Source organism: Spirillospora sp. NPDC047418 (genome assembly GCF_040643275.1).
Classification (GTDB): Bacteria; Actinomycetota; Actinomycetes; order Streptosporangiales; family Streptosporangiaceae; genus Spirillospora.
Genome location: NZ_JBEYTW010000030.1, coordinates 35,199 through 60,424 on the forward strand (window position 1 = coordinate 35,199; position 25,226 = coordinate 60,424).

Annotated in this window: 25 protein-coding genes; 14 read left to right on the plus strand and 11 right to left on the minus strand. The window is 71.0% G+C overall.

Translation table 11 applies throughout. The annotated features are described in order from the left end of the window. The first annotated feature begins 183 nt into the window (after nt 1-183). Nucleotides 184-1,485: a hypothetical protein gene (locus ABZ806_RS20255; RefSeq protein ID WP_500218860.1), complete on the plus strand. Its 1,302-nt coding sequence runs from the start codon at nt 184-186 to the stop codon at nt 1,483-1,485. On the opposite strand, the gene ABZ806_RS20260 is transcribed toward ABZ806_RS20255, so the two are convergent. From ABZ806_RS20260 to ABZ806_RS20270, 3 genes are read right to left on the minus strand one after another with little or no spacing between them, the layout of a single operon-like run. Beyond that, nucleotides 1,373-1,942, minus strand: a complete 570-nt coding sequence (locus ABZ806_RS20260) for a hypothetical protein (RefSeq protein ID WP_500218861.1) — start codon at nt 1,940-1,942, stop codon at nt 1,373-1,375. The genes ABZ806_RS20255 and ABZ806_RS20260 overlap by 113 nt on opposite strands. Continuing rightward, complete coding sequence (locus ABZ806_RS20265) at nt 1,939-2,541, minus strand: hypothetical protein (protein ID WP_500218862.1); 603 nt, start codon at nt 2,539-2,541, stop codon at nt 1,939-1,941. Before ABZ806_RS20265 ends, ABZ806_RS20260 begins: the two co-directional genes overlap by 4 nt. Then, nucleotides 2,538-3,146 (minus strand): hypothetical protein, encoded by a 609-nt coding sequence (locus tag ABZ806_RS20270; RefSeq protein ID WP_500218863.1) that lies wholly within the window; start codon nt 3,144-3,146, stop codon nt 2,538-2,540. Before ABZ806_RS20270 ends, ABZ806_RS20265 begins: the two co-directional genes overlap by 4 nt. Nucleotides 3,147-3,240: 94 nt before the next feature. On the opposite strand from ABZ806_RS20270, the gene ABZ806_RS20275 reads away from it, so the two are divergent. Beyond that, a complete protein-coding gene (locus tag ABZ806_RS20275; RefSeq protein WP_500218864.1) occupies nt 3,241-4,404 on the plus strand; it encodes a S8 family serine peptidase in 1,164 nt (387 codons plus the stop codon). Between the two features lie 10 nt (nt 4,405-4,414). On the opposite strand, the gene ABZ806_RS20280 is transcribed toward ABZ806_RS20275, so the two are convergent. Continuing rightward, nucleotides 4,415-4,543 (minus strand): hypothetical protein, encoded by a 129-nt coding sequence (locus ABZ806_RS20280; protein WP_500218865.1) that lies wholly within the window; start codon nt 4,541-4,543, stop codon nt 4,415-4,417. 177 nt (nt 4,544-4,720) lie between these two features. Here ABZ806_RS20280 and ABZ806_RS20285 point away from each other — a divergent pair, with 177 nt between their 5' ends. Continuing rightward, nucleotides 4,721-5,221: a hypothetical protein gene (locus ABZ806_RS20285; RefSeq protein WP_500218866.1), complete on the plus strand. Its 501-nt coding sequence runs from the start codon at nt 4,721-4,723 to the stop codon at nt 5,219-5,221. Here ABZ806_RS20285 and ABZ806_RS20290 read toward each other — a convergent pair. From ABZ806_RS20290 to eccCa, 6 genes are read right to left on the minus strand one after another with little or no spacing between them, the layout of a single operon-like run. Continuing rightward, on the minus strand, nt 5,218-6,435 hold the full coding sequence (locus ABZ806_RS20290; protein WP_500218867.1) for a hypothetical protein: 1,218 nt from the start codon (nt 6,433-6,435) through the stop codon (nt 5,218-5,220). The genes ABZ806_RS20285 and ABZ806_RS20290 overlap by 4 nt on opposite strands. A gap of 24 nt (nt 6,436-6,459) precedes the next feature. Continuing rightward, complete coding sequence (locus ABZ806_RS20295; RefSeq protein WP_500218868.1) at nt 6,460-6,810, minus strand: hypothetical protein; 351 nt, start codon at nt 6,808-6,810, stop codon at nt 6,460-6,462. A gap of 24 nt (nt 6,811-6,834) precedes the next feature. Beyond that, complete coding sequence (locus tag ABZ806_RS20300; protein WP_500218869.1) at nt 6,835-7,287, minus strand: YbaB/EbfC family nucleoid-associated protein; 453 nt, start codon at nt 7,285-7,287, stop codon at nt 6,835-6,837. A gap of 39 nt (nt 7,288-7,326) precedes the next feature. After that, the gene (locus ABZ806_RS20305) at nt 7,327-7,992 is read right to left on the minus strand and encodes a hypothetical protein (RefSeq protein ID WP_500218870.1); all 666 of its coding nucleotides are present in this window, start codon (nt 7,990-7,992) and stop codon (nt 7,327-7,329) included. Between the two features lie 58 nt (nt 7,993-8,050). Beyond that, a complete protein-coding gene (locus tag ABZ806_RS20310) occupies nt 8,051-8,353 on the minus strand; it encodes a hypothetical protein (protein WP_500218871.1) in 303 nt (100 codons plus the stop codon). A 33-nt stretch (nt 8,354-8,386) separates the two neighbouring features. Next, the gene (eccCa, locus tag ABZ806_RS20315; protein WP_500218872.1) at nt 8,387-12,367 is read right to left on the minus strand and encodes a type VII secretion protein EccCa; all 3,981 of its coding nucleotides are present in this window, start codon (nt 12,365-12,367) and stop codon (nt 8,387-8,389) included. Nucleotides 12,368-12,722: 355 nt separating this feature from the next. Here eccCa and ABZ806_RS20320 point away from each other — a divergent pair, with 355 nt between their 5' ends. The 11 genes from ABZ806_RS20320 to ABZ806_RS20370 all read left to right on the plus strand — a co-directional run bounded on the left by ABZ806_RS20320 (nt 12,723) and on the right by ABZ806_RS20370 (nt 23,636). Then, a complete protein-coding gene (locus tag ABZ806_RS20320) occupies nt 12,723-13,094 on the plus strand; it encodes a hypothetical protein (protein ID WP_500218873.1) in 372 nt (123 codons plus the stop codon). A gap of 187 nt (nt 13,095-13,281) precedes the next feature. Continuing rightward, on the plus strand, nt 13,282-14,679 hold the full coding sequence (gene eccD / locus ABZ806_RS20325; protein WP_500218875.1) for a type VII secretion integral membrane protein EccD: 1,398 nt from the start codon (nt 13,282-13,284) through the stop codon (nt 14,677-14,679). Between the two features lie 9 nt (nt 14,680-14,688). Next, nucleotides 14,689-16,098 (plus strand): type VII secretion protein EccB, encoded by a 1,410-nt coding sequence (gene eccB, locus ABZ806_RS20330; RefSeq protein ID WP_500218876.1) that lies wholly within the window; start codon nt 14,689-14,691, stop codon nt 16,096-16,098. 245 nt (nt 16,099-16,343) lie between these two features. After that, nucleotides 16,344-16,664 carry a WXG100 family type VII secretion target gene (locus ABZ806_RS20335; RefSeq protein ID WP_131944590.1) on the plus strand — a complete coding sequence of 107 codons (321 nt, stop codon included), beginning with the start codon at nt 16,344-16,346 and terminating at the stop codon, nt 16,662-16,664. Between the two features lie 41 nt (nt 16,665-16,705). Next, nucleotides 16,706-16,993, plus strand: coding sequence for a WXG100 family type VII secretion target (locus tag ABZ806_RS20340; protein WP_500218877.1), 288 nt, complete (start codon nt 16,706-16,708; stop codon nt 16,991-16,993). Nucleotides 16,994-17,156: 163 nt separating this feature from the next. After that, nucleotides 17,157-17,546, plus strand: coding sequence for a hypothetical protein (locus ABZ806_RS20345; protein WP_500218878.1), 390 nt, complete (start codon nt 17,157-17,159; stop codon nt 17,544-17,546). 31 nt (nt 17,547-17,577) lie between these two features. Continuing rightward, entirely contained in the window at nt 17,578-18,810 is a 1,233-nt protein-coding gene (locus ABZ806_RS20350; protein WP_500218879.1) for a WXG100 family type VII secretion target, read from the plus strand. A 102-nt stretch (nt 18,811-18,912) separates the two neighbouring features. After that, nucleotides 18,913-20,265 carry a S8 family serine peptidase gene (locus ABZ806_RS20355; protein ID WP_500218881.1) on the plus strand — a complete coding sequence of 451 codons (1,353 nt, stop codon included), beginning with the start codon at nt 18,913-18,915 and terminating at the stop codon, nt 20,263-20,265. 545 nt (nt 20,266-20,810) lie between these two features. Beyond that, complete coding sequence (locus ABZ806_RS20360; RefSeq protein WP_500218882.1) at nt 20,811-21,209, plus strand: hypothetical protein; 399 nt, start codon at nt 20,811-20,813, stop codon at nt 21,207-21,209. A 76-nt stretch (nt 21,210-21,285) separates the two neighbouring features. Next, complete coding sequence (locus tag ABZ806_RS20365) at nt 21,286-22,938, plus strand: CpaE/TadZ family protein (protein ID WP_500218883.1); 1,653 nt, start codon at nt 21,286-21,288, stop codon at nt 22,936-22,938. A gap of 239 nt (nt 22,939-23,177) precedes the next feature. Next, nucleotides 23,178-23,636: a hypothetical protein gene (locus tag ABZ806_RS20370; RefSeq protein WP_500218884.1), complete on the plus strand. Its 459-nt coding sequence runs from the start codon at nt 23,178-23,180 to the stop codon at nt 23,634-23,636. A 118-nt stretch (nt 23,637-23,754) separates the two neighbouring features. Here the strand turns inward: ABZ806_RS20370 and ABZ806_RS20375 are convergent, their stop codons facing one another. Beyond that, entirely contained in the window at nt 23,755-25,182 is a 1,428-nt protein-coding gene (locus ABZ806_RS20375) for a DUF1266 domain-containing protein (protein ID WP_500218885.1), read from the minus strand. Nucleotides 25,183-25,226 lie beyond the last annotated feature (44 nt).

Consider the following 25,226-nt stretch of genomic DNA (forward strand, 5'->3'; position numbering starts at 1 on the left):
GCCTGGTCTGACCGAACTACTCGGAGCCGAACCCCGCCGTCCCACCCCACCGGGACGGCGGGGTTCGCCGTCGTGACCCCACCAGCCCGAGCCCACCGGCCCGAAGCCATCGGCCCGAGACCACCACCCGAGACCACCGGTCCGAGATTGCCGGTATGCGCTGATCGTCTACGATCGGGCGCCATGGCCTGGCCGTCCGCGCGTTCGCCGCTGTACCTCCCGTGGGCCGCGCTGAAGCTCGCGGGGCGGTTCGTCCTGCCGCTGTCCCTGTGGTTCACGGTGGGGGAGCTGCTGCGCTACGGCGCCATGTACGGGGGCTACCGGCTCGGGGAGATGAAGGGCACGGCGGCGTCCGTCGCGCCGATCGTCACCATCGGCCTCCTCGTGGTGATCACGCTGACGGTCGCGGTGCTGATGGTGCACAGCGTCCGGGAGGGTCTGGACGTCGTGCACGCCCGCGCCGCGGACGGCGACCTGACGCCGTGGGCGGTCGGCAACGAGGAGCCGGTGATCGGCGCGATCGGCCGCGCCGCGCTCCCGTTCGTCATCTTCTACCTGGCGTGGGGGATGCACGGCGAGGACGCCCGCGAGTTCGCGTCGGCGGCGGCGAGCCGCGGGTTCGCCGAAGGCGGCGTCCAGGGGCAGATCGAGGGCGCCGGGATGCTGCTGTCGCTGGAGCGGCACATCGGCCTCGCGATCGGCCTCACCGCGGGCCTGTTCGTGCTGAAGGTGCTGGCGGAGTGGCGGCTGGAGCGGCGGCTGCCCCGCGCCATCGGCGCGCTCGTCGCCTTCCTGGAGATCAACTTCGCGCTGTTCGGCATCTTCACCATCGACCACCTGCGCGGCCTCGGCGTCGGCTGGCTCACCGGGCGGGAGGTGTGGGGCTGGCTGAACGGCGTCGCGGGCCCCGCGTTCGGCCTGTGGCCGCCGTTCAAGGACGCGGTGCTCGGCGGGCTGATCTGGCTGGTGATCGCCGGGGTGGTCCTCGGGCTGGACGCGGGCGACGAGCGGGTCGTGCTCGGCGGCGGCCGGGCCGGGCGGCGGCTCGCGCGGGCCGGCGGGATCGACCGGACCAACAGCCCCCGCGAGCTGCTCACCCGCGGGCTCCGGGAGATGTGGCTGCCCGCCTGGTACGGGCTGCGGCTCGTCCGCCGGTCCGGGATGATGCCGTTCGCCACGTTCTGCCTGCTGTTCGCGGGCCTGTACGCGGGGGAGGACGCGTCCCGGCGGCTCGTGTACGAGCTGATCGGCCCGCACGAGGTGACGTGGTGGATGCAATGGCTGCCGGCCATCGGCTACGGGACGGGCCTGGTCTTCGAGATCCTGCGCGTGTGCCTGCTGGCGGCGGCGTTCAACCTCGTGATGGCGCGGGTCAGCGGGCGAAACGCAGCGAAGCCAGCGGGTCCTCCGGTTTCCGCGTCTCCTTCGGTGCCTGGATCCGCAGCTCCAGCGCGTCCGCCTTGGCACGGGGCACCGTCCCCTTGACGGTGATGCGCAGCGCGACGCCCGCCTTCGGTTCGGTCGTCCGGACGCCGCTGGCGAACCATGCGTGGCCGTCGTCGTCGTGGAGGCGGTACTGCAGGCCGTAGGAGCCGACCGCCTTGGCGGCGGCGGCGTCCGAGGGGCGGACGGCGACCGCGAGCCGCAGTTCGACGATGTCCCCCTGGCCCTTGCCGCCGAGCGGTTCGGCCACCTTCCGGTCGAAGACCTTCCACTGCGCGCCGGCCAGCTCGCCGATCTGGCCTTCGGGGACGGTCGTCACCTTCTCCGGCGGCTTCAAGAACTTCCGGACCGTGCCGGTCTCGTCCGCCCACGGGATGGCGAGCATCGCCGCCGTCGCGCACACGAGCGCGATGGCCTGCACGATCCGCCGGTCGCGGGGACGTATCCCCGGGCGCCCGGGGAGCGGGATCCCGTCGGGACGGGTGTCGGAGGCCGTCATGAGCCGTCCGCCTTGACCTGGTACCGCTCGGGCGCCTTCTGGAGGAGCTCCGCCGCCCGGTCCTTGCCGAGCCCCAGGTCGATGTCGGCCGCCGAGGACAGCTGCGGCAGCAGCCCGCCGGTGCCCACGACCAGGCGCGCGCCCTCGACCCGATCCTTCGGCAGCTCGAACACCAGCTTCGTGGACGTCCAGATCATCGGCTGGAACGTCGGCTGGTTGACCGAGACGTCCGAGGTGCGCGGGTCGGCGTGGAAGGTGTAGCCGCCCGGTGTCTCCAGGTCCGCGGACCTGAGCTGCAGCGGTTCGCGCGCCGCCGTCGCGCTGAGCCGGACGACGAGGTACACCCCGTCGGTCCCGACCGGGGGCTTGCGGCCGAGGGAGAAGCCCGGCGCCAGCGACCGCGCCGCCACCACGCCGTCGACCCGCACGCTGAAGTCGCGGGTCGCGACCTGCTCCCCGATCGTCCCGCCGGTCCGGATCGGGTCCAGCTCCGCGGCCCTGATCTCGGGCCGGACCGAGTGCAGCCACATGGCGCCGGCGAGCAGGACCGTCCCGCCGACCCCGGCGCCGCCCCGCAGGAGCACCTGCCGCGCGTTCACGACGCCCCCACCGGCAGGGTGAGGCGTCCGGCGAAGTCATCGCTCTTCTGGTCGACGATCCAGTTGAAGTCGCTGTCGGTGAACCCGTGATCGTAGTTCCACTCGCGCAGGCCCACGGTCAGCCGGGCTGGGGAATCCGCCGGGCCCATCTCCCACATCGCGGACGCCTCGACCGGCAGCCCCGGCTGCGTCGTGTTGGTCTGCGCGCCGGCCGCGACCCCGTCCACCCGTTCGGGCTTGACCCATTTGCCGGCCTTGGTGAGCGCGGCGACGCCGTCCGTCAGCCCGCCGGTGCCCAGCGACTCGGTCTCCTTGCCCTTGTTGAGCACCCGCATCCGGACGATGAGGAACCGCTGCCTGCCGGTGCCGAACGTCCCGCGGGCCAGCCCGATCCGCGCATCGTGGACGGTCACCTCGAACAACCCGAGATCGAGCCGCTCTCCCGCCTTCTTGACCGGCTGCTTGGGCGTCGCCTTGAACCCGCCGGCGAACCACACCACGGGCACCAGCACCGCGACCACGCCCAGCAGGGCCGCCGGCACGGCCCACCGCCGCGCCGCCGCACGCTGCTCGGGCCCTGGGGGGACTGGCGCCGTCGACTGCATCCGCCAGATGGTATTACGCCGACATGTCCGTCCTGGCGCATCCCGATAGGGTGCTTGTTGCTCATGCCGCGATACGGGCTCTGGAGGAACGGTGGTGCGGCGTACGTCGACACTCGCTCTCGCATCGGCCATCGCGCTGGGCGCGCTCCTCGCGCCCCCGCTGCAGGTGGCGCCGCTCCGGGCGGCACCGGCGTGGGCGGCGGGCTGCGAGCAGGAACTGGTCTACGGCAGCCCCGCGAAGGAGATCCCCCGCCAGCTCTGGCCGCAGGAGCGGCTCAACTTCACCGACGTCTGGGAGCACACGCGCGGCAGGGGCGTGAAGGTCGCCGTCGTCGACAGCGGTGTGGACACGAACCATCCGCAGCTCAGGGGGCACGTCAAGGCATACGACGTGACCAAGAGCGGCCTGCGGGACTGCGTCGGCCACGGCACCGCCGTCGCCGGGATCATCGGCGCCGCGGACATGCGCGACAAGGGCATCCCCTTCGTCGGCGTCGCCCCCGACGCCGAGATCATCTCGGTGAAGATGGCCGTGAAGGCCAGCGGCAACCGGTCCGAGTGGGCCGCGCAGGCGATCAAGAAGGCGGTCGACCTCGGCGCGAAGGTCATCAACATCTCGTCCCAGTCGCCGGACCTGCCCGACCTGCGGCAGGCCGTCCACTACGCGCAGCAGCGCGACGTGGTGATCGTCTCGGTGGCCGGCAACCTCACCGACCGCACCAAGCAGACCCCGCAGAAGGCGTATCCGGCGAGCTACCCCGGCGTGATCTCCGTCGGCGCCCTCGCCAAGGACGGGACGCTCGCGAACTTCTCCAACACCGTCACCCCGGTCACCGTGACCGCACCCGGCCAATCGGTGATCAGCACCTGGCCGCGCGGCTCCTACAAACTCGACGACGGCACGAGCCTCGCGGCCCCCTACGTCGCCGGCACCGCCGCGCTGATCCGCTCGTTCAACCCGAAGCTGAACTACCAGCAGGTCAAGCACCGCATCGAGGCCACCGCCGACGGCGCCCAGGCCCAGGGCACCGGCTCCGGCGTGGTGAACCCCCTCCGCGCCGTCACCACCGTCGGCACGGCCGGCAACCCGAGCGCCGCCCCCGTCGCCGGCGTCCAGCGCGTCTCCATCGACCAGCCGCCCCCCGAAGACCGCTTCGGCCGCAACATGGCCTTCGCCATCGCCGCCGCGGCCCTCACCCTGGCCGCCGCCGTCGGCATAGCCGCCACCGTCATCCCCACCGCCCGCCGCCGCCCCTGACCCGAACCGTTCAGGGACGTGTGAAGCCGGGTCCGGGAACCCGTCCGGGAACCCCCGCCCGCGTCGCCTCGACCTCGACCTCGGCCTCGGCCTCGCCGAGCGAGACGTTGTCGAGCCGTCCCTTCGCGAGCGTGTGCACGAAGACCTCGGTGATCTCCTACTGCCGCACCGGAAACGAGCGAGGCGCCGACAGCCTGGGGGCTGGTGCGCCAACTCCGCCGCGAGCACTGCGGTCGATCCAGACCGCGAGGAGCACCGAAAGTGAGAGGGTGCAGAGACTCAGGGCGGTTCGTCTGGAATATCGGAGAAGGTCGCTGTGAGCGAGAACCTGGTAAAGCTGGACAGCGGTATGTCCGCAACACTGAAATATGTGAGCGCCTGTGTGATCGTATTCGGTGGGCTGCTCGTGGAGTACCTGGGGATCCAGTTGGCGAGGATGAACGTGCTCTGGACGTTCATGCCGGTCGTCTGTGGGGTCCTGTTCCTCTGGTTTGGGCTGGTGGGCGTTGTGGGGCCGTTCCGCTACCGCGTTTGGCTGGAAGGGACGACGCTGTGCTTGCAGAAACTACGTAGAGTTCACCGCGCGGACTTGGCCGAGGCAAGTTCAGTCGAGGTCGTGCGCGACCAATGGGGCGTTCCGTTTCTCGTCGTCCGCGGCGGTGGCAGGGAATTCCTGTCCGTCCGCATGGTGACGTCCAGAGGGAGAAGCCTGCCTCGCCACCAGGTGAAGGCGGTGGCCGACGCCATTGCCGGTGGGACGGCCGCGAACGTAGCGGGGACCGAGGACGCGCTGGCCCGCCTGTGGGCGGAACCCTAGCGGGTGCCGCCGCGAACCTGCCGGCCGAGGCGGACGGCGATGGGCAGCGCGAGTGCGAGAGGGCGCAGTGGCTCGGGGCAGTCGGGCGAGAACTGCAGCCACATGCGGCTGTTGTCGGCACTGCTCTTGGTACGCAGCGACGCCACCTCGCGCCCGGTCGAGTCGGCGACCGTGTGCTGGTCTCCGTCTTGGCGGACGGTTCCGAGCGGAGCGCCGTCGGCGGAGCGCAGCGACATGTTCCCGCGCCCGCTGAGCTCACCGAGCCGATGCCCGTCCGGGGCGAGGACGGTGACGCGTTCCTTGCCCAACGTTCGGGACGCCCGGTTGACGACGAGCAGTGTCCGGGCATGGGGGTCGCGGAGGACGATGCTCCTGCGTCCCTTGTTGGGGTTGATGCCCCAGAAGCTCGCCCCTCCCGTCGACTGCTTCACCAGCCGGCCGCAGGCTTGGGCGAGGAGGGTGCCTCCACGTTCGTTGCGGTAGCGGCCTTCGCCATCCACGAGAACGCGATCGGCCTCGAACAGCGCGCGCTGTTGCGGCTCTGCGACCTCTTGGCCGCGATCGTCCAGGACGCGCCAGGCGCCGCCGACGATCTCCGTGGTGGCGGTCTGGACGGCGTCCAGCCAGCCGGCAGGCAACGATCGGTCACGTAGCAGGGTGGCGGCCGCCTCGTGGCCTCGCCGTTCCACCGTGGCCAAGGCGTCGATGCCCGACTCGACCGTCGAGTCGTACCAAAGCGTCCATGTCGGGTCGCTGATGGGCCAGGTGATGCCGACCGCGCACACGCCGCTCGCCGGAATCACCGCCTCGGCATCACGGCGACGCAGCACGACACCGTCGCTTCTCATGGTGACGATGAGCCGTGTCCTATGGACGTGGACAGCCCAGATGAGGCCGGTCAAGCCCACCAGCAGCCCGCCGCCGCCATAGAACAAAGCGGTCGACATCGGAACGCCGGACCCGCGCGCCATGGCGTCAGGCAACGTGGACGCGACGATGAGCAGTCCGACCACGGGCCCGGCTACCGCCACGCCAACCGGCCATCGGTAGGCGCGGGGACCCAGAGTGACCTGGAGTTCCGGCGCGCCCTTCACCCCAGGCGCCCGCCTGGGAACGCCCGCCCGCCCCGCCCAGCGCTTACGCCACCAGACCCGGACGACCAGTGGAAAGGCGATAGCGGCGAACAGGACGGCCAATGCTGAGAACTCCGACATCTACCCTGCCCGCCTGGTTCCTGGTCAGGGCTCGTCTTGCCGTGCTGCCAGCCGGCCTGTCCTCAGGGCGTCCATGTAGCGATGGCCGTCCTTGAGGTTGAGATCGGTGTTGTTGACGACGAGTTTCGCGGCGTCGATCGGCTTGCCCTTGGCCACGAGCGAGATGGCCTCGCGTTCGAGTTCGACGGGCACGTGCCGGGCGAGGACCTCGGCTCGCAGGACCTCGACGTAGGTCTTGGCGTGCTTGCGGTCGGCGCCGGTGGCCTTGTGCACCAGACCGACCGCCTTGGATATCTTGCCGTCGGCGACCAGTTGGAGAGCGAGTTCCCGCGTCTCCGGCAGCACGTTGAGCGGCGACATCTGGCTGCCCGACATTTCATCTCCTTGCGGCTCGAACGGCTACGTCTGAATGCGTCGGCGCAGCTTTTCCATGTAGAGGGAGGCGTCGCCCATGGCGCTGTCGAGGAGACCCTTCATCTCCTCGAGCCTCTCGGTCATCTTGGACGGATCCTGCATGATATCCAGCGGGTTGTCGGGCTGCCCCGCGTAGATCTCCGCCATCATCGAGCGGATGTTGGCCTGCAGGTCGGCGGCGGCGTCCTTGACCGTGCTCTTGATCGTTTCGGCGAGGTCGGCCGACGCCATCCGCATGGCGCGCGGATTGATCTCCAGTTCGGCGATTCCCGCGGCGCTGGTGTACGTCACCTTGACGTATCCGTCCTGGGACTCGGCTCGGCCGACGGCCTCGGACAGCTTGTCCTGCATCTGGGCGACCTGCTCGGCCTGCCGCTTGGCCCGGTTCACCGCCTCGTCCACATTGATGTTGGCGAAGTCGCCGAAGTCCTGCGTCATGCCCGTCCTTTCGATGAGTGGTGTTCTCAGTGGTGCCGGCTACTTGAGCGGGCCGCTCGGCATCGAGATCGTGACGTCCTTGAAGTTCGGCTCCGGCGAGCCGAGGGTGATGAGATCGGCGCCCCACGCGCCGCCGGCCACGGCGGTGGCGATGGCGCCGAAGCCCAGCAGGGCGGTCTGGACGCCGGTGAACGCGGGCAGACTCGTCTCCATGATCATGAGCGCGGCCGTCTGCGCCAGGGAGTAGGCCAACTCGCCGACGATCGGGATCGGAAGCTGGGCGATGGTGGCCAGGGCGATGGCCAGCACCGCCCCGCCGACGGCGAGCACGAAGATGCAGAGGCCGAAGAATATCTTGGCCACCAGTTTCGCGAGGTCCTCGACCGTCTTGATCGTCGTGTGGAGTTTGTCCAGCTCGTCGACGTACGCCTCGACCGCGTGGTCGAAGTAGAGCTTGTCGTCCGCGGTCCAGTTCTCGTCGTCGGCGTCGAACTGCTTCTTCAGCGTTGTCAGGTCGTTCTTGTACTCTTCGAGTTTCGTCCTGCACTCTTCCCAGTGGGTTCCGGCGGCGTCGATCATTCCGGGGTTGGACGTGCTGAGGGTCATCAGCACCGCCACCGGAATCATCGGCGTGAGCAGCCAGACGGTGCCCCACGTCATCGCGGTGCCGGCGAGGTGCATGGGCATGCCTGATTCGTATGACATGGATTCCTCCGGTCGAGGGGAGCGCGCGGATTCTGTGGTGCGCCGCTCGTCGTGGGGGTCAGTAGGTGATGCTGGCCGAACTCGTCTCGTCGGCCTTCGCCCACGTCAGCGCCGTCGTGACCAGGGCCTCGTTGAACTTCTCCATCGTCCCTTTCGCGCTGTCGATCTTGTCGGCGGCGTCCTTGATCAGCCGCTCGTGTGCGAAGTGGAGCGGGAGGCCGATGACGGAGAAACCGGGAAAGCCCACCGAGATTCCGGTCAGAATGTTCTTCGCATTGGGCAACTGCCCATCGGCGAGTTTCTCCATGTCCCCGCCGAGCTTGCGAATATTGGCGGCCTTGACCTTGGCTTCGATGCTCATGTGCTGGTCCGTTCGTAGTGCAGGAGAGCGGTGTTACTGGGCGGGGTCGTCGTTGCGGTGGGCGGTCTGGATGAGGCGGGTGCCGGTGCGGCGGTCGACGTGGTAGCCGCGGCCCGGGGGGAGCTTGTGGGGCTTGATGTTGCCGAGCAGGATGCCCTCGTCCTTGTTGCCGGACATCAGCAGGCCCGGGGACGCCATCTCCTTGATGCGGGTGATGGCCGGGTCGAACATGCCGCGGCCGGCGCCGCCCATGGCGCGGGCGAGGATGATGTGCAGGCCGATGTCGCGGGCCTGCGGAAGCAGTTCGACGAGGGGGCGCAGCGGATTGTCGGACGTGGCGACCATCTCGTAGTCGTCGATGATGAGGAACAGGTCGGCGCCCGTCCACCAGGAGCGGGAGCGCAGCTGGTCGGGGGTCAGGTCGGCCGGTGGGAGCCGCTGCATCATCGCGCCGCGGATGTCGTTGACCAGGGACGTCGCCGCGGGCGCGGACGCCCCGAAGCCGATCTGGTGCTCGGTGTTGGCGACGTCCAGGAGCGAGCGGCCGTAGTCGATGAAGATGATGCGGGCCTGCTCGGGGGTGTAGCGGCTGGTGATGCCGGTGGCGATGTGCCGCAGCAGGTTCGACTTGCCGCACTCGGCGTCGCCGAGCATCAGGAAGTGCGGGTCCTGGGTGAAGTCGAGGTAGACGGGGGAGAGGGACTCCTCGTCGATGCCGATCGGGATGCGCATGCCGGTCTCGGCCGGCGACGGCAGGTCCGACACGGGCAGGACGTCCGGGAGCATGCGGACCTGCGGGGCGCGCTGGCCGGTCCACGACTCGCTGATCGCCTGCACCATCTTCAGGACGCCGTCGTTCAGCGACTCGTCGGCGGCGCCGCCGTCGATCCGCGGGACGGCGGTGAGGAAGTGGAACCCGTCGCGGGACAGGCCGCGGCCGGGACGCCCCTCGGGCACGTTGTCGGCGAGCTTCCGGTCGATCTCCGACTCGTACGGGTCGCCGAGCCGCAACTCCAGCTTGGTGCCGAACAGGTCGCGGACGTTGCTGCGGAACTCCGTCCACTTGTTGGACGAGGCGATGACGTGGATCCCGTACCCGAGGCCGCGGGCGGCGAGCTGGGTGATGGTGTCCTGCATGGCCTCGTAGTCCTGGCGGAGCGTGAGCCAGTTGTCGACGACGAGGAACACGTCGCCGTAGCCGTCGCCGGGGTGCTCGCCGGAGGCGCGCATCCGCCGGTACGTCGCGATGCCGTCGATGCCGCGCTCGGCGAACTCCCGCTCGCGCTGCTCCAGCAGGCCGCTGACCTCGGCGACCGTCCGGCGGACCCGGTCGGCGTCCAGGCGGGTCGCGATGCCGCCGACGTGCGGCAGCTCGCCCAGCGAGGCGAGCGCGCCGCCGCCGAAGTCCAGGCAGTAGAACTGCACCTCGGCGGGGGTGTGGGTGAGGACGAGGGACGCGATCAGCGTCCGGATCGTGGTCGACTTGCCGCTCTGCGGGCCGCCCGCGATGCCGACGTGGCCGGCGGCGCCGGCCAGCTCCAGCCAGTACGGGTCGCGGCGCTGGTGGAATGGCTTGTCCACGATGCCGGCCATGGCGTACAGCTTGCCGCGGCCCTCCCAGCCCGCGGTCGTGAGCCCGTGCTCGTGCGTGACCTGCAGGGGCGGGAGCATCTCGTTCAGCGGCGGCGGGTCGTCCAGCGGCGGCAGCCAGATCTGGTGCGCCTTCGCGCCGTGGCCGGCGAGCTGCCGGACCACCACGTCGAACAGCGCGTCCTTGTTCTTGTTCTCCGCCGGCTCCGGCTCGGGCCGGTCGGGCTGCTCGATGACCTGCGGCCGCATGTAGCCGGGCAGGTACGGGACGACCTGGGCGGCGACCTGGCCGGTCTGCCGGCCGCTGTCCTGCTTGGCGGGCTGCTCGTCGACCGGGCCCGACACGTACGCGGCCTTGAACCGCACCATCGGCTCGGTCGCGAACTTCAGGTACCCGTTGCCGGGCGCGGGCGGCAGCTCGTAGGCGTCGGGCACGCCGAGCACGACGCGGGACTCCATCGCGGAGAACGTCCGCAGGCCGATCCGGTAGGACAGGTGCGTGTCCAGGCCGCGCAGCTTGCCCTCCTCGAGGCGCTGCGAGGCGAGCAGCAGGTGGACGCCGAGGGACCGGCCGAGACGTCCGATCATGACGAACAGCTCGGCGAAGTCGGGCTTGGCGGACAGCAGCTCGGAGAACTCGTCCAGGACGAGGAACAGCGTCGGCATCGGCGGCAGGTCGGCGCCGTCCAGCCGGGCCTTCTCGTAGTCGCGCAGCGACGCGTAGTTGCCCATCGACCGCAGGTACTCCTGCCGCCGCACCATCTCGCCGTGCAGCGCGTCGTACATGCGGTCGACCAGCGGGAGCTCGTCCTCCAGGTTGGTGATGATGGCGGAGACGTGCTCCAGGCCGTCCATCCCGAGGAACGTCGCGCCGCCCTTGAAGTCGACGAGGACGAAGTTGAGGATCTCGGGCCCATGCGTCATCGCGAGGCCCAGCACCAGCGTGCGCAGCAGCTCCGACTTGCCGGAACCGGTCGCGCCGATGCACAGGCCGTGCGGCCCCATGCCGCCCTGCGCCGACTCCTTGATGTCGAGTTCGATGGGACGCCCGTCGGCGTCCAGCCCGATCGGCACCCGGAACCGGTTGCGCTGGGCGCGCGGCCGCCACACCCGCGCCGGGTCGACCGCGTACGCGTTCTCGACGCCGAGCAGCGACGTCAGCGTCATGTTGCCGGAGAGGACGTCCTCCTCCTCGGTGGTGTCGCTGGCGCTGGCACGGAACGGCGAGAGCTGGCGGGCGAGGCTCTCGGCCTGCGGGATGCTGATCTTGTCGGGGGCGCCGATCGAGGACGGGACGTCCTTGCCGGTCCGGTCCTTCTTCAGCATGCGGACCCGGCCGGCCGCGACGTTCAGCCGCAGCGTCCCGCCCTCGGTGGTGTGGCCGACGGTCTGACCGAGGTCGATGACGCAGACGCCCTCGATGCCGTCGGCGGCGAGCTGCGAGTCGTAGGACGCCATGCCGCCGTCCACCACGACCACGTGCAGCGGCAGCTCACCGGACGGGCGGCCCGCCACGAACCGGGAGCGGTCCTTGACCTCCGGGCCGAGCAGGATCTCCAGCTCCGACATCGTCGGCGCGATCCGGCGGACCTGCCCGGCGGCGTCCTGCTCGGTCGGGTGCAGCGCGTGCGGCAGCCACTTCGTCCAGTCCCAGTGCGGCAGCTGCTCCTGGGACGTGCAGATGCTCACCTGCAGGTCGTCGGGGGAGTGGAACGCCGCCATCTGCATGATCATGGCGCGGACCATGGCGCGGCTCGCGTCCACGTCCCCGGACAGGAAGATCCGCGAGAACGACCGGAGGTTGATCGCGACGGGCAGCGCGGGGACGGTCGAGTGCGTCCGCATGAACCGGCGCAGGGCGCCCGCGCTCATCGGCTCCAGGTCCTCGACGGGCTTGGTCTCCGGCGCGATCAGCTGCACCGCGAGCCGCTGCGGCCCGGCGCCGACCCGGACCTGGCCGAAGTCGCCGTCCTCGGGGCGCCGCTCCCACAGCCGGGAGCTCATCACGATCGACCACAGCCGCGTCGGGTCGGGGTTGTACCACTCCAGCGCCTCGCGCTGCTGGGACGCGGCCTTGCGCACCTTCGCCCGCACCTGCCCGAGGTAGCGCAGGTAGTCGCGCCGCTCGCTGTTCAGCTTCGACTTGCGCTCGCCGGACTTCTGGCCGACCTGGCTGAACATCATGCCGAACATCGACAGGCCCATCATCCCGCCCGCCACCATCTGCAGCGGGTTGGAGTTGGGATTCAGGAACATGAACGCCATCGCGCCCGAGCCCGCCGCCATCGGCAGGTACGTGAGCACGCTGCGGAACCCGTCGTTGGTGACTTCCGGCAGTTCGGGCGGGGACTCCAGCAGCACCTCGCCCCGCGGCATCTCCGGTGGCTTCCTGCGTTCCTTACGCCGCACCAGTAGCGTGCTCACTGGACCGGGCTCCCCTCTGGCCGACAGGCGTCGCAGCCCGACATCATACGGATAACGCGCTTGCCACGACCTTCGGGACAGCACGCTATAGCGAATCGGACGGCCCGCACGATGCCCTGGTTGCAGGAGAACACCTATCTTCTCTCCGCCGACCGACAGTGAATCCACAGAACTGGGAGAACACCATGTTCGGGCCCGACGGACGGTGGGGCAGGCATCTGGAAGGGCGTCCATCGCCGTCCGGACCGGCAGCGTGCCGCCAATGAGGGGGCCGTCCTCCTCGGGCCCTCCGCGCTCCGGCGGAGCGGGCTCTCGCGCGAGGCTCAACATCGCCCTTCTGGGAGTCGCCGCGCTGGTGGGGTTCGCGTTCCTTGCCCGGCCGCTGTGGTGGTACGCGACCGGGACCCCGGCGAAGGCGACGGTGGAGCGTTGCCACAATCCCGGCCGGAGGCCCCTTGTCTGCACGGGGACGTGGACGCTCCCCGACGGCACCGAGCACCGCGGCCGGATCGCGGGCGCCGGTAAGGGCGACACGGGCAAGACCATGCGGGTACGGGCGTCCGCGTCAGATGCCGCGACCTTCACCCTGCGGCTTTTCTACGGCCCCGTCCTCGTTCTGCTCGTTGCCCTGGTGTTCGGCTACGTCACCTATCGGCAGCGGGTCGGCGGGCGGAGAGGCGCGCCGGGTGCGCGGCCCGCGCGAGGCGGCCAGGGCCCGCCCGCCTGAGCCACACGACCCGGCTTGCGGGGTGGGTGGTTGCGTGGATGGGCTCTGCTCGGGGACGGCCGACCCTGGTACCGTCCTTCGACGGTGGAACGACCCCGTAGGCGCGCGATTTCGGATTTGTCGCGGTCATGGTTTCGCCGGTGTCCGGACGCTCCCCAGGAGCCATGCTTACAGGTGAGGAAGAACAGTGGCTTCAGTCACCGGGGCGGAGCTGTGCAGGGTCACTGTGGTGGCCCCGAAGCGCCGCATCGACATCTCGCTCCCCGCTCACGTGCCCTTCGCCCAGTTCTTTCCGGCGATCCTCCACTACTCCGGCGCGCAGATGGCCGATGCCGGGCTCGCCCACGGCGGGTGGGTCCTGCAGCGGCTGGACGAGGCCCCGTTCGACGGCGGGACGACGCCGTCGCAGGCGGGGCTCCGCGACGGTGAGGTCCTCTACCTGCGGCCCGGCATGTCGCAGCTGCCGGAACTCGCGTTCGACGACGTCGCGGACGTGGTCGCGACGGCGATCAACGACCGGCGCGACCGCTGGCGGCCCGAGTGGACGCGGCAGTTCTCGCTGTCGGTCGGCGGCGGCGCCTCGGTGGTCGCGGCGATCGTGGTGCTGCTGGCCGGTCCGTCCTGGATCGTCCCGGCCGCCGCGGCCGGCGTCATCTGCCTGCTGTACCTCGCCGCGGCGGTGTCGGTGTCGCGCGCCGCGGGCGACGAGCGGGCGGGCACGGTGCTCGGCTTCGCCGCGCTGCCGCACGCGTTCCTCGCCGGGCTGCTCGCGCCCGCCCGCGACACCGCGTTCTCCGGCCTGGACGCGCTGAACGCGCTCGCGGGGTTCGGCACCCTGGTGCTGGTCGCCGTGATCGCGGTCGTCGGCATCACCGGCGGCGCGTCCGTCTTCTGGGGGATGGTCGTCGGTGGGCTGCTCGGCGCGATCGGCTCCGCCGTCGCGCTGGCGTTCGACGACCTGTCCGCCGGAGGTATCGCGGCGGTCACGGTGGTGGTCGCGATGATGCTCACCCCCCTCACCCCGACGCTGGCATTCCGTTTCTCCAAGGTGACACTTCCACCGGTGCCGCAGAGCGCCGAGGACCTGCGCCGCGACACGATCATGGTGGACGGGCAGCAGGTGCTGACCCGCACCGGCCGCGCCAACCGGTTCATCACCGGGTTCACCGCCGGGCTCGGCGTGATCGCGTTCATCGGGCTCATCCCGTCCGCGTTCGACGACGGCTGGCTCGGCCCGACCACCGCGTCGGTCATCTCGGTGCTGATGCTGCTGCGGTCGCGGCTGTTCCGCAGCCGGGCGCAGCGGCTGAACCTGCTGGCGCCGGGCGTGCTCGGCATCGCCGCGGTGGTGGTCGGGCAGGCGTGGGACGCCTCGGCGGCGGGCCTGGTGGCCGGCGCGATCATCCCGCTCGTGGTCGTCACGGGGATCTTCACGGGCGTCGGGCTCTGGCTGCCCGGGCACCGGCCCTCGCCGTTCTGGAGCCGCGCCGGGGACATCCTGGAGATGTTCCTGCTGATCGCGCTCATCCCGCTGGCCCTCGGAGAGTGCGGTCTGTTCGCGTACATGCGCGGGCTCGCCGGTTAGGAGCCCCCCGTGCAGACTCGCAAGGACCTGCTGCAGGCCCACCGCCTGATGAGCCAGCGCGCGTCGCTGGCGCTCATCTCCGGTGAGCCGGACCATCCCGAACTGCCGATGCGCCGGATGAACATCGCCGCGTTCAGCGGCATCATGATCGGCATCCTGTGCATGGCGGCGTTCGGCATCTACGGCGTCATCCGGCCGGGCGGCGCCACCGGCCTGGAGAAGGCCGGGATGCTGATCGTGGAGAAGGAGACCGGCGCCCGCTACGTGTGGTGTGAGAACGGCAAGCTGTGCCCGGTCAGCAACTACGTGTCCGCGCGGCTGGTCGCGGGCGCCGACGACAAGAGCCGCCGGACGGTCTCCGGATCGTCCCTCAAGGAGTTCCAGCGCGGCCCCACCATCGGCATCCCGGGCGCGCCGAACACGCTGCCGAAGCCGGGCGACCTGACCCAGGCCCCGTGGGCGGTCTGCGTCCGGACGGTCGAGGGCACCTCGCTCGGCCGCCGGTCGCTCGTCACGCTCACCGCCGGGCGCGAGGTCGGCGGCACCCCGCTGAAGGCGGGCCAGGCGCTGACCGTGCAGGCGGACGGGCAGAACTGGCTGCTGTGGCGCAACACCCGGATGCGGATGCCGCCGTACGCGCTGGCCACCCTCGGCGCGACCCCCGTGCAGATCGCCGGCAAGTGGCTGAACTCGGTCACGCAGGGCCCGGACTTCGCCGCACCGAAGATCCCCGGCCTCGGGCAGAACGCGACCGGGCCGGCCGGCAAGGCGCGGGTGGGGCAGGTCTTCAACCTGAGCACCGCGTCCGGCTCGTCCTCCTCGTTCGTGCTGCTCGCGGACGGGCTGGCGCCGATCACCCCGATCCAGCGGGACCTGCTGGTCGCCGACCCGGAGATCCGCAAGGCCTACGGCGCGGGCGGCGTCCGGCCGATCGACATCAACGCCGGGCAGGTCAACGCGGTCGGACGGTCCGCGCAGCAGATCCGGGACCAGAAGCTGGAGGGCAAGGCGCCCGAGATCGTCCCCTTCACCGGGACGAACCCGCTGTGCGCGCTCTACAGCGACCCGAGCGGCAACGAGGACGCCACCCTGACCCTCAACGGCTCGCTGCCCGCGCCGCCGGAGACGGCCAACGCGAACGGCGCCGACCAGCTCCTCTTCCCGCCCGGCAGCGCGGCGCTCGCCGGCCGGGTGCCGAGCCCCGGGCAGGCCGACCAGGTCAACACCTACTACCTCGTCGCCGAGGGCAAGCGATTCCCCATCAAGGACAAGGAGACGGCGGAGAAGCTGGGCTACTCCCTGCCCGGCGACGCGTCCAATGTCCCGGCGGGGGTGCTGGACCTCATCGTGCAGGGTCCGGTGCTCGATCCGGCCGCCGTATCGGCCACCCAGACCGCGAATACGCAGGCAGGGAACTGATCGGCGGATGATTTCAGATTCAACCGAACCGCAATGGACGTTATTGCGTCTAACCCTGCGCATGAACGGATGGACACCCGGCGAGGATGATCCTATGGTAGGAGGCACTCTGCGGTGCGACCCCCCGCCTTCCTGGCCACAGGGTTGAAAGCGCTGCCGAAACGGGGGCAGTTGGTGTTGGCCCGGCGCCTCTGTTCCGGACCACCCTCGCGGGTCACGACGATACGAGTCACTGGAGGTGACTGATGGGGCAGCAGTCTGCCGTCGACAGAGCGGCAATGAAGCAGGCCGCGGACGACATCGACGCATCCGCGAACATCATCAAGGGGCTGCAGTCGCAGCTCGAAGGACACAAGCAGCAGGTCCGGTCGGCCTGGGAGGGCAACGCCTCCATGGCCTTCGAGTCGGTGTTCAACCGGTTCAACGAGGACTTCGGCAAGGTCCTGCGCGCGCTGGAGGGCATGCACCAGAGCCTCGTCCAGACGAAGATCACCTACGAGTCGAAGGAAGAGATGTCGGAGCAGGCCGTGAACAAGGTCCAGTCCTTGCTCAACGGCACGACCTGACCGAATTCGCTTTAGGTGTCAACGGCTGGAGAAGGAGAATCATGAGCTACACGAGAGCCAATTTCGGTGGCCTCAGCGAGGGTGAGGCGCAGTTCAGCCAGGCCGCGCGGGCGCTGATGGACGAGCTGAACGACCTGGAGGGCAAGCTCCGGACGAAGCTCAACCAGTGGGAGGGCTCCGCCCAGGACGCCTACTGGGTCTTTCAGAAGCAGTGGGACGGCGCCGCCAAGGACATGCAGAACGTCGTCGCGCAGCTGGGGCTCGCCATTCGCGACGCCCACGACAACTACCAGCAGGCCGAGCGGAGCAACTCCGGCATCTGGGGCTGATCGGACGGCCGGCGAGAACTCATTCCGGGTTTCCGAATGGGATGGCCCTGGCCGTGCGAACGGCCAGGGCCCGCTTCGCCGCACCGGGGGCCGACGAGCGGTCATGTGCCGTCTTGATCTCCCGGACAGTTCTGGATCGAAAACTGACAGGAGGTAAGCGCACATGGCACCCAAAGCACCGGGCGGTGGTTCGTACCCGAACAACCTGCCCACGGCCGGCGGCAAAGAAATCGCGATCCAGCACGATGTACTCGATGACATCGTGAAGAAGCTCGACGCCGACCTGAAGAAGTTGCGCGACGAACGGTGGAGCAACCAGATCACCGATGCCACCCCGCCCGAGTCCGCGATGGGCAACTACAAGGCCGGCCAGGGCCTGTACAACACGGTCATCGCGGCGCGCGACCAGATCGGTGGCACTTTCGACCAGTTTCTAACCGCCTACGAGCAGGTGATCGAGGCCATCCGGGCGTCGAACAAGAGCCACCGCAATGCTGATGACGCTTCCCAGCGGGGTGTGGAAGCGGCCGGTTCCCCGCACACGGCCATCTGATCGGCAGCGCCAGCGGAGAGGGTGATCAGCAGTGGGACAAGAAGCGAAGATCAGAGTCGACAACATCCAGACGGATGACCAGGGCACTGGCGGCTTCTTCAACAAGCTCAAGGTCTGGGAAGACCATTTCGACCAGGTCAAGCAGGTCGTCGACAGCATGCAGCCCGGCCAGGTGCACACGGCTGCGACGGCCTACAGCAAGGCCGCGACGAGGATCAACGAATCCGTCGGGCTGCTTTTCAAGCAGGCGGGGCGGCTGGTCGAGTCGTGGGGGGGTGACGACGCCGAAAAGGCCATGGAGCAGATGAACAAGGCCTATCGACAGGCGAAGGAGATCCACGACACGGCGTACACCACCAGCGGTGCCCTGACGACGCACGGGAACCAGCAGACGCAGTGGAAGAACGCGTACGGCAGCGGCGGCCCGCTGAACAGCTGGGTCGGCAGCGTCGTCAAGTGGGGCGCGGCCGTCTCGCCCGCCGCCGCGGCCACCTTCCTCGCCGGAAACAACTTCGCCGCCGAAGATGTCATGGGTGAGATCAACGACGGCACGCTCCAGTCCAACAACAACTTCCCGCGCGGAATCCAGCAGGACATGCCGAAGGCCGACCCGAACGTGTGGGACAAGGACCCGCCCGGCGGTCCTGGGAACCCTCCGGGCTCGCCCAAGATGCCGGGTGGTCCCGGCGGCCCCGGCGACATGCCGGGTGGTCCCGGCGGTCCGGGCGACATGCCGGGTGGGCCCGGTGGTCCCGGCGATCTCCCCGGCGGCCCCGGCAACCCTCCCGGCGGTCCCGGTGATCTCCCCGGCGGCCCGAACGGACCCGGCAACCCTCCCGGTGGTCCTGGCGGTCCCGATCTGCCGGGCGGCCCCGGCGGTTACGGTGGCGGCGGCGGCCCCGGCACGGACCTGGCCAGCATGCCTCCCGGCGGTGGCCCTCCCGGCCTCGGCGGCGGTGGCGGCGGGCTCCCCCCCGGCGGCCCTCCCGGCCTCGGTGGCGGCGGTCTCGGCGGCGGTCCCGGCGCGGGCCCGGGTGGTCCCGGCCTCGGTGCCGGTCCGGGCGCGTTCGGTGCCGGTCCGGGCGCGTTCGGCAAGAACGCCCTCGGCGCCAAGGGCGGCATGGGCGGCATGGGTATGCCGATGGGCGCCGGCGCTCGCGGCGGTGGCGGCGACGGCAACGAGCACGAGCGCAGCACGTGGCTGACCGAGGACGAGGACGTCTGGGGCGGCGACGACGACACCGCACCACCGGTGATCGGCTGACGCGGCAGAGGCGTCGGATGACGAGCACGAGGCATCGGCAGGCCAGGCACAGCCCGGCCTGCCGATGCTGCTGTCAAGCAACGCGGTAGGCGAGGAGTGCTGATGCTGCGACGGGCCCGAAAACTGGCCGGCTCGATAGTGGCGGTGTCCATTGTGGGCGCGATGGCCCTGCCCGGCACGGCTGCCGCGGCACCCAAGCCGCTGTCACAGGAGTGGTGGTTCAAGACCTGGGGCGTGCAGCAGTATCTCTGGCCGCTGTCCACCGGCAAGGGCGTTACGGTCGCGGTGATCGACACCGGGGTCGAGGCGGACCTGCCGGAACTGCGGGGCACGGTTCTCGCGGGGATGAACGCCGAGGGCGGGAACGGCGACGGCCGCGAGGATCTCGATGACGGCGAGTCGGGCGGGCACGGCACGGGAATGGCCATGCTCATCGCGGCGCAGGGGCGCGGCACCGGCATGGTGGGAGTGGCTCCGGATTCCAAGATCCTCCCCGTGGTCGCGCAGAGCACGCCCGCCTATGCCAAGGGCATACGTTTCGCCGTGGACCGCGGCGCTCAAGTGATCAACCTGTCGCAGGCGGTTCCGGGTCCGTGTCCGCGTGACCTCCAGGATTCCATCGCCTACGCGCTGGGCAAGGACGCGGTCATCGTGGCGGGTGCGGGCAACGACGGAAACGGTGCGAACTCCAGCAATTCGCCGGCCAACTGCAAAGGCGTCATCTCCGTAGGTGCGGTCGACCTGAAGTTCAACCCCTGGGAGAAGACACAGCGACAGTCCTATGTGACGGTGGCCGCCCCCGGCGCCCACACGTGGACGGTGCTCAAGGACGGAAAGCTCTACAGCGGAAGCGGGACCAGTGCTTCCGCCGCCCTGGTGTCCGGAGCGGTGGCCGTCATTCGGGCCAAGCATCCCGACATGAAGAACCGCGAGGTCGTGCGGCAGCTCATCGCCTCCGCGCTGGACGTCTACACGAAGGGCAAGGACAGCCGGACCGGGTACGGGGTCATCCGCCCCTATCGGCCGCTCGCGGGGAAGGCACCGAAGGGCACCGCGAACCCGGTGTTCGAGGAGTTCGACCGCTGGGCGAAGACCCACCAGCCCGCAGGTTCCAAGTCGGCGTCTCCCGCGGCCTCGGAGGACGAGGACTCGTCGTCCGTCTTCATCGTCTGGGGTGCGATCCTCGCCGGGTCGGTCGTCCTGTGCGTCTTCGCGTTCTTCTTCACCCGCCGGAATCGAGGCGGCCCACCGCCGCCCCCGATGGGGCCGGGTGCCGGCTACGGCGCGCCGCCCGGATTCGGGCAGCAGCAACCGCCGGGCGGCTGGCCGGGCCCGTACCAGCCGGGCCCGCCGCAGGGAGGCCCGCCGCAGTACCAGCCGCAGCCGCCCATGCCTCCGGTACCGCCCGGCCAGCGGCCGCCAGGCGGAGCCCCTCCCGCAGGACCGCCTCAATAGAGGGCGAAGATCTCGGCAGCGTCGCTGATTCGCCGGGTTATGGCACGGGAATGGCGGCGCTCATCGCCGCTGGCACCGGGTTGGTGCACCGGCGGTGGGGCGGGTAGCGGCCGCCGGGCGCGCCGCCTGGGAGTCCGTGTCCTCCGGGTGGGCAGCGTTGGTAAGGGGCGGGCCCTGTTTGACGGCGTCTCGCATTTCCGGGGCGTCCACCCGATGTGACGTGGGTCGATGGGCCGGAGTGGTATTGGTCGTCGGGCGGCCATGACGCGGTGCGTCAGAGTTGGTCGGGTGGAATGTCGGAAATCACGTCGGTGGGTCTGCGGTCCGTGGCATCATGGTGCGCTCGTTGGCCGGACGCTGCGGCAATTCCCTGGGGTTGCCCACACCGTTTTCGTGTTGTGAGGGTGCGTTGTGTTAATCCAGCACGCCGTCTCGCGTCCATCTCAACTTCGCGGGGACGCGGTCATCGGCGCGACTTCTTGGCGGCCGTCCACTGCTGGGCGGCCGTCCTTCAGGTGTGCAGTCGAACGACAGGGAGAGTGGTCATGAAGAAGGCTCTGTTCATTCCGGTTGCCGTTGTCACGGTGGCGTTGAGCCTCAGTGCGTGCGGGGACTCCAAGGACGACGCGGGGCCCACGGCCGAGTCGACCGGTGCTACCGCGCCGGCGACTCCGGCGGCGGGTGAGACCGGGGCGACCCCCGGGAACGGCGGGCAGACGCCGAAGGCGGGCGGAAAGCTCACGCCGGTGCAGCGGGAGCTGCTGACCAAGCTCCGCGACTGCATGGTCAAGAAGGGCTACGGGATGCCCGAGGTCAGCGCGGACAACCCCGTCATGGCGCCGTCCGACAAGAAGGGCAGGAGCGACGAGCAGGTCAACAAGGACGCGGGCGAGTGCCTGGCGCAGAACCAGCCGAAGATGCCGTCGCTGCCGGCGGGCGGGTGACGCTGATTCGCTGAGCGGCGGGTGGCCGCGGCGAGCCCGGAACCTCGTAGGCTGTCGTCGGACGAAGGGAGGCCGGGTGCCGGACTCGAGTTGGCAGCAGGCGGTTTTGCGCGATCTCGGGGTTTCGCAGCGGGGACTGCAGGTCCTCGATGCGGCGGCGTCCATCGCGGCGCCGCCCGCGTGGGGGGCCGAGGCGCCGCCCCGGCCGGCGCCCGAGCCGCAGCCCGCCGTGGCGCCCGTCGTGATGCCCGAGCCGGTGCAGGCCGCCCCGCAACCGCCGTCGGCGCCCGTGCAGGCGACCGGCGAGGCCCCGCCTCCGCCCCCGCCTCCGCCTCCGCTCCCGGTGCAGGCGGCCAGCGAGGCCCCGCCCCCGCCGCCGATGCCGGTGGCCGCTGAGCCGCCGCCTCCGCCGCCCCCGCCTTCGCTCGTTCCGCAGGCCGAGCCGGCCCAGGAGGGCGCCGAGGTTCCGCCTCCGCCGCCGCGGCCGCCGTTCCCGGTGCCGGGGCACGAGGAAGTCGAGCCTCCGCCCCCGCCGCCCCTGCCGGGGTTCGAGACGGGCCCGCGGCAGCCGGCGGACGCGCCGCCGGAGCAGCCGCAGGAGCAGGAGCCCGAGCAGCCGCCCAAGGCGCCGGTGGCAGAGCCGACGCATTTCGACTTCGACTGGGCGGCGGCGGTCAATCCGCTCATCGGGGTGGACACCACGGACGTCCCGGTGCATCCGGTCGCGGGGCAGGCCGCCGCGAGCCCGGTCGCGCCCGCCGAGCCGCAGGCGCAGGGCGGGCAGCCGGCGCAGCCGCAGCAGCACGGGCCCGCGGACGCCGCTGGGCCGGTCCCGGCCGAGGAGCTGGTGCGCAAGAACCAGCACGGCGACCCGCTCGGCCGCCGGATGGGGCGGTCCGTCCGCAAGGCGGTCGGCGGCGGGTCCCGCGAGGCCCGGGAGATGGGCGCGTTCCTGGAGCTGATGCGGACTCCGGTGCCGGGCAGCCGGCAGATCGCGGTCGCCAGCGTCCGCGGCGGTGCGGGCAAGACGACGATGGCGGCGCTGGTCGCGACCGAGCTGGCCCGGCACCGGCAGGACCGGGTGCTGGTCGCCGACGCCGACGCCGAGCTGGGCTCGCTGCCGCTGCGCCTCGGCGTCCGGACGCAGCTGTCGCTGTTCGACCTCGCGGGGCAGAACCCGCGCACGTTCGAGGAGGCGGCGCGGTTCCTGTCGCGGACGCCCGAGGGCCTGTTCGTGCTGTCGTCGACGCGGGGCGGGCGCATCGCGGGAGAGTTCACGCTGGAGATGTTCCAGGGCGCGCTGAACCTGGTGGGCCGGTACGTCGGCACCACGGTCGTCGACTGCGGCGCCGGGATCCTCACGGAGCTGAACCGGGGCGTCGTCGCGGCGTCGCACGGCCTCGTCCTCGTCACCCCGGGCACGGTGGACGGTGCGCTCAGCGCGCGCGGGGCGCTCGAATGGTACGCGGGCAACGACCAGCAGGACCTGCTGCGCCGGACGGTCATCGCGATGGTCTCGCACGCCCCCCAGGTGGGCGCCGACCTGCACCGGGCGCACCAGATGCTCACCGCCTGGGGCCTGCCGGTGGTGTTCGTCCCCTACGACCGCCACCTGGCCACGGGCAGCTCGGTGGACCTGTCCAAGGTCTCCGCCGCGGCGAGGGCGTCGGTGACCCGGGTCGTCCACGAGGTGTTCGCGCGGGCTCTGAGCGCCGGCACCGGCCGCTGAACGCCACGTCCCGCGTCGGCGCTCCGCGTTCGCGTCCCCGCGACCGTGTTCGGAGCATGAGTGAGGGCGTTCGCCGCCGCCCGGTGCCCGCACGGGAGAAAAGATCGGACGGGCTGGTGGGCGGGACGTGTTGCTATCGCGGTGAATGGTAGGTATGTCGGGGGGAGGCGGGCTCGTCCCGTGGGCGGCGCGTGCGGATCTCTCATAAAGTTGCGGGGGAGAGGGGAGGTAGGTGGCCGATGAGCAGTGACCTTGTGGCGCTGGTTCGCCGCACCCCGGACGTGCACGCCGTGGCCGACGGGTTGATCGCCATGGGGGAGACGCTGGAGCTGCGCGGCGGGGAGCCCGAGCCGACCCTGCTGTACGACGCCGAGGGACGCCTGCTCGTCTCCATCGAGGACCCGGTGCAGGTCTCCGCGCAGAGCGAGATCCGGCGGCTGCTCGGCGCCGAGTTCGCCGACCGGGTCGGCGTGCCGGTGTGGTGGATCGACGTCCGCGCGGTCGCCGACCTCCCGGAGGCGACGCGGGTCGCCCGCGCGTTCGCCGACTCGCTCGTCCGCTGGCTCGGCGGGACGGTCTACCCGGACGGCGCGACCGACGCCCCGGCCCGCAGCTGGCGGGCGTCCGGGCAGGGCGACGATCCCGTCGGCAGCGCCCCGGCGCCCGGGGACGCCTACCAGGGCGGCGTGATCGGCTGACCTGGCGGTGGCCTGATCGGCTGACCCGGCGTCCGGCGCTCCGCGTCCGGCGTGATCGGTTGACCCGGCGCCCGGCGCCGCGTCGACACGGCGCGTCCGACGCGGCGTTCGCGGTGGTTCAGGGCCAGTCTCGGGTCAGGTCCAGGTTCCATGGGACGAGGTTCCACGGGCTGCGCGGGTCGTGGGCGAGTTCCTCGACGAGCCGCTCGTACTCGGCCTGCGCCGACCCGCCGCCGCCCGACCACAGCAGCCGGCCCCGCAGGTAGCAGGTGGCCATGTCCTGCCAGGACGTGTACCGCCGTTGGACGTCGATGGCGAGGGGGAGCATCCGCTCCCAGCAGTACTCCTCGGTCAGCCAGCCCACCATGCGGCCCCACCGGTAGAGCATCAGCGCCCGCCCGTAGTCCCAGATGAGGAAGCGTCCCGCGTCGGCGCGCAGTGCGGGGTCGGCGAGGACCTCCAGCCGGTGCAGCTCCTCCGCCGCGTGGTCGCGGTCGTTGAAGAGCTGGTGCAGGAACTGCGCGAGCTCGGCGCCCTCCTCGCTCGCGTCGGCGCCCGGCTCGTCCCGCAGCAGCGCCGGGACGAGCCGGGCGTACGAGCCGTCCTCGTCCCCGTACCGGACCCGGACCAGCTCGATGAGCCGCTCCACGAACGGCGGCTCGAGCCGGTCGCCGGCGATGAGGCCGTCGACCTCGCGCAGCAGCGTCCCGTACTCCTCCCGCGCGGCGCGGGGCCGGGCGGCGAGGCGGGCGTCGCGGGGGAAGCCGGCGCGGTGCCCGTCCTGGACGAGCCAGTTGACGGCGGCGAGGAGCTGTTCGAGGTCGTAGGCGCCCCACGGGTCCTGCAGCAGGTCGTGCGCGGTGCGTCGGCCGGCGGTCGCGGCGGACTCGCCGGGGGCGGTGCCGAGCCGGTCCACCGGGAACCCGTTGACGGCGCCGTAGGGGGCGCCCGCCCCGATGATCCAGCGCTGCACCGGGGTGAGGTCGCCGCCGTGGGCGAGGATGCCGGGCAGGTCGGGCAGGGCGATCAGCTCCCAGAGCCGCCGCCGGAACTCCTCGGCCTGCCGCCTCTCCCCGCCGGAGAACCCGGCGAGCTGCTTGCGGAGCGACGGGTGCCGGACGTAGAGCCGCCGGAAGACCGGCCCGGTCTTCCACACCAGGTGCTCGGGGCGCAGGTCGCCGAACGGTATCCGGGTCCTGCGGTGGACGATGGCCCGCTCGGCGAACCGCAGCTCCAGCGACGACGACGGCCGGGCGAGCGGGGTGAGGCGCCACAGCAGCAGGAAGCAGCCGGCGGCGGCGAGCAGCGCCGCGCCGGGTGCGAGCGCCCAGCGCGCCTCGTCCGGCAGGCCGGTGAGGGACAGGACGGCGCCGGCGAGCAGCAGCACCACGCCGCCCGCGCCGACGCCGAGGAACCAGCCGGTGGTGAGGACGAGGGACCCCTCGATGCGCAGTACCGCCGCGTCGCCGTCGAACGCGAACGCGCCCTCCGCGAGCGTCCCCTCGACGGCCCGCTCAAGCGCGTCGAGCTGACCGGCCGTCCCCATGGGCAGGACCGTACATCATCCCCTCCGGGTAGATCATCCGGCGG

Excerpts from the sequence above, each read along its gene's own strand:
- ABZ806_RS20255 (WP_500218860.1), top strand. The coding sequence starts at position 184 with ATGGCCTGGCCGTCCGCGCGTTCGCCGCTGTACCTCCCGTGGGCCGCG.
- ABZ806_RS20260 (WP_500218861.1), bottom strand. The coding sequence starts at position 1,942 with ATGACGGCCTCCGACACCCGTCCCGACGGGATCCCGCTCCCCGGGCGC.
- ABZ806_RS20270 (WP_500218863.1), bottom strand. The coding sequence starts at position 3,146 with ATGCAGTCGACGGCGCCAGTCCCCCCAGGGCCCGAGCAGCGTGCGGCG.
- ABZ806_RS20290 (WP_500218867.1), bottom strand. The coding sequence starts at position 6,435 with ATGTCGGAGTTCTCAGCATTGGCCGTCCTGTTCGCCGCTATCGCCTTT.
- ABZ806_RS20295 (WP_500218868.1), bottom strand. The coding sequence starts at position 6,810 with ATGTCGGGCAGCCAGATGTCGCCGCTCAACGTGCTGCCGGAGACGCGG.
- ABZ806_RS20300 (WP_500218869.1), bottom strand. The coding sequence starts at position 7,287 with ATGACGCAGGACTTCGGCGACTTCGCCAACATCAATGTGGACGAGGCG.
- ABZ806_RS20305 (WP_500218870.1), bottom strand. The coding sequence starts at position 7,992 with ATGTCATACGAATCAGGCATGCCCATGCACCTCGCCGGCACCGCGATG.
- ABZ806_RS20310 (WP_500218871.1), bottom strand. The coding sequence starts at position 8,353 with ATGAGCATCGAAGCCAAGGTCAAGGCCGCCAATATTCGCAAGCTCGGC.
- ABZ806_RS20335 (WP_131944590.1), top strand. The coding sequence starts at position 16,344 with ATGGGGCAGCAGTCTGCCGTCGACAGAGCGGCAATGAAGCAGGCCGCG.
- ABZ806_RS20340 (WP_500218877.1), top strand. The coding sequence starts at position 16,706 with ATGAGCTACACGAGAGCCAATTTCGGTGGCCTCAGCGAGGGTGAGGCG.
- ABZ806_RS20345 (WP_500218878.1), top strand. The coding sequence starts at position 17,157 with ATGGCACCCAAAGCACCGGGCGGTGGTTCGTACCCGAACAACCTGCCC.
- ABZ806_RS20355 (WP_500218881.1), top strand. The coding sequence starts at position 18,913 with ATGCTGCGACGGGCCCGAAAACTGGCCGGCTCGATAGTGGCGGTGTCC.
- ABZ806_RS20360 (WP_500218882.1), top strand. The coding sequence starts at position 20,811 with ATGAAGAAGGCTCTGTTCATTCCGGTTGCCGTTGTCACGGTGGCGTTG.
- ABZ806_RS20370 (WP_500218884.1), top strand. The coding sequence starts at position 23,178 with ATGAGCAGTGACCTTGTGGCGCTGGTTCGCCGCACCCCGGACGTGCAC.
- ABZ806_RS20375 (WP_500218885.1), bottom strand. The coding sequence starts at position 25,182 with ATGGGGACGGCCGGTCAGCTCGACGCGCTTGAGCGGGCCGTCGAGGGG.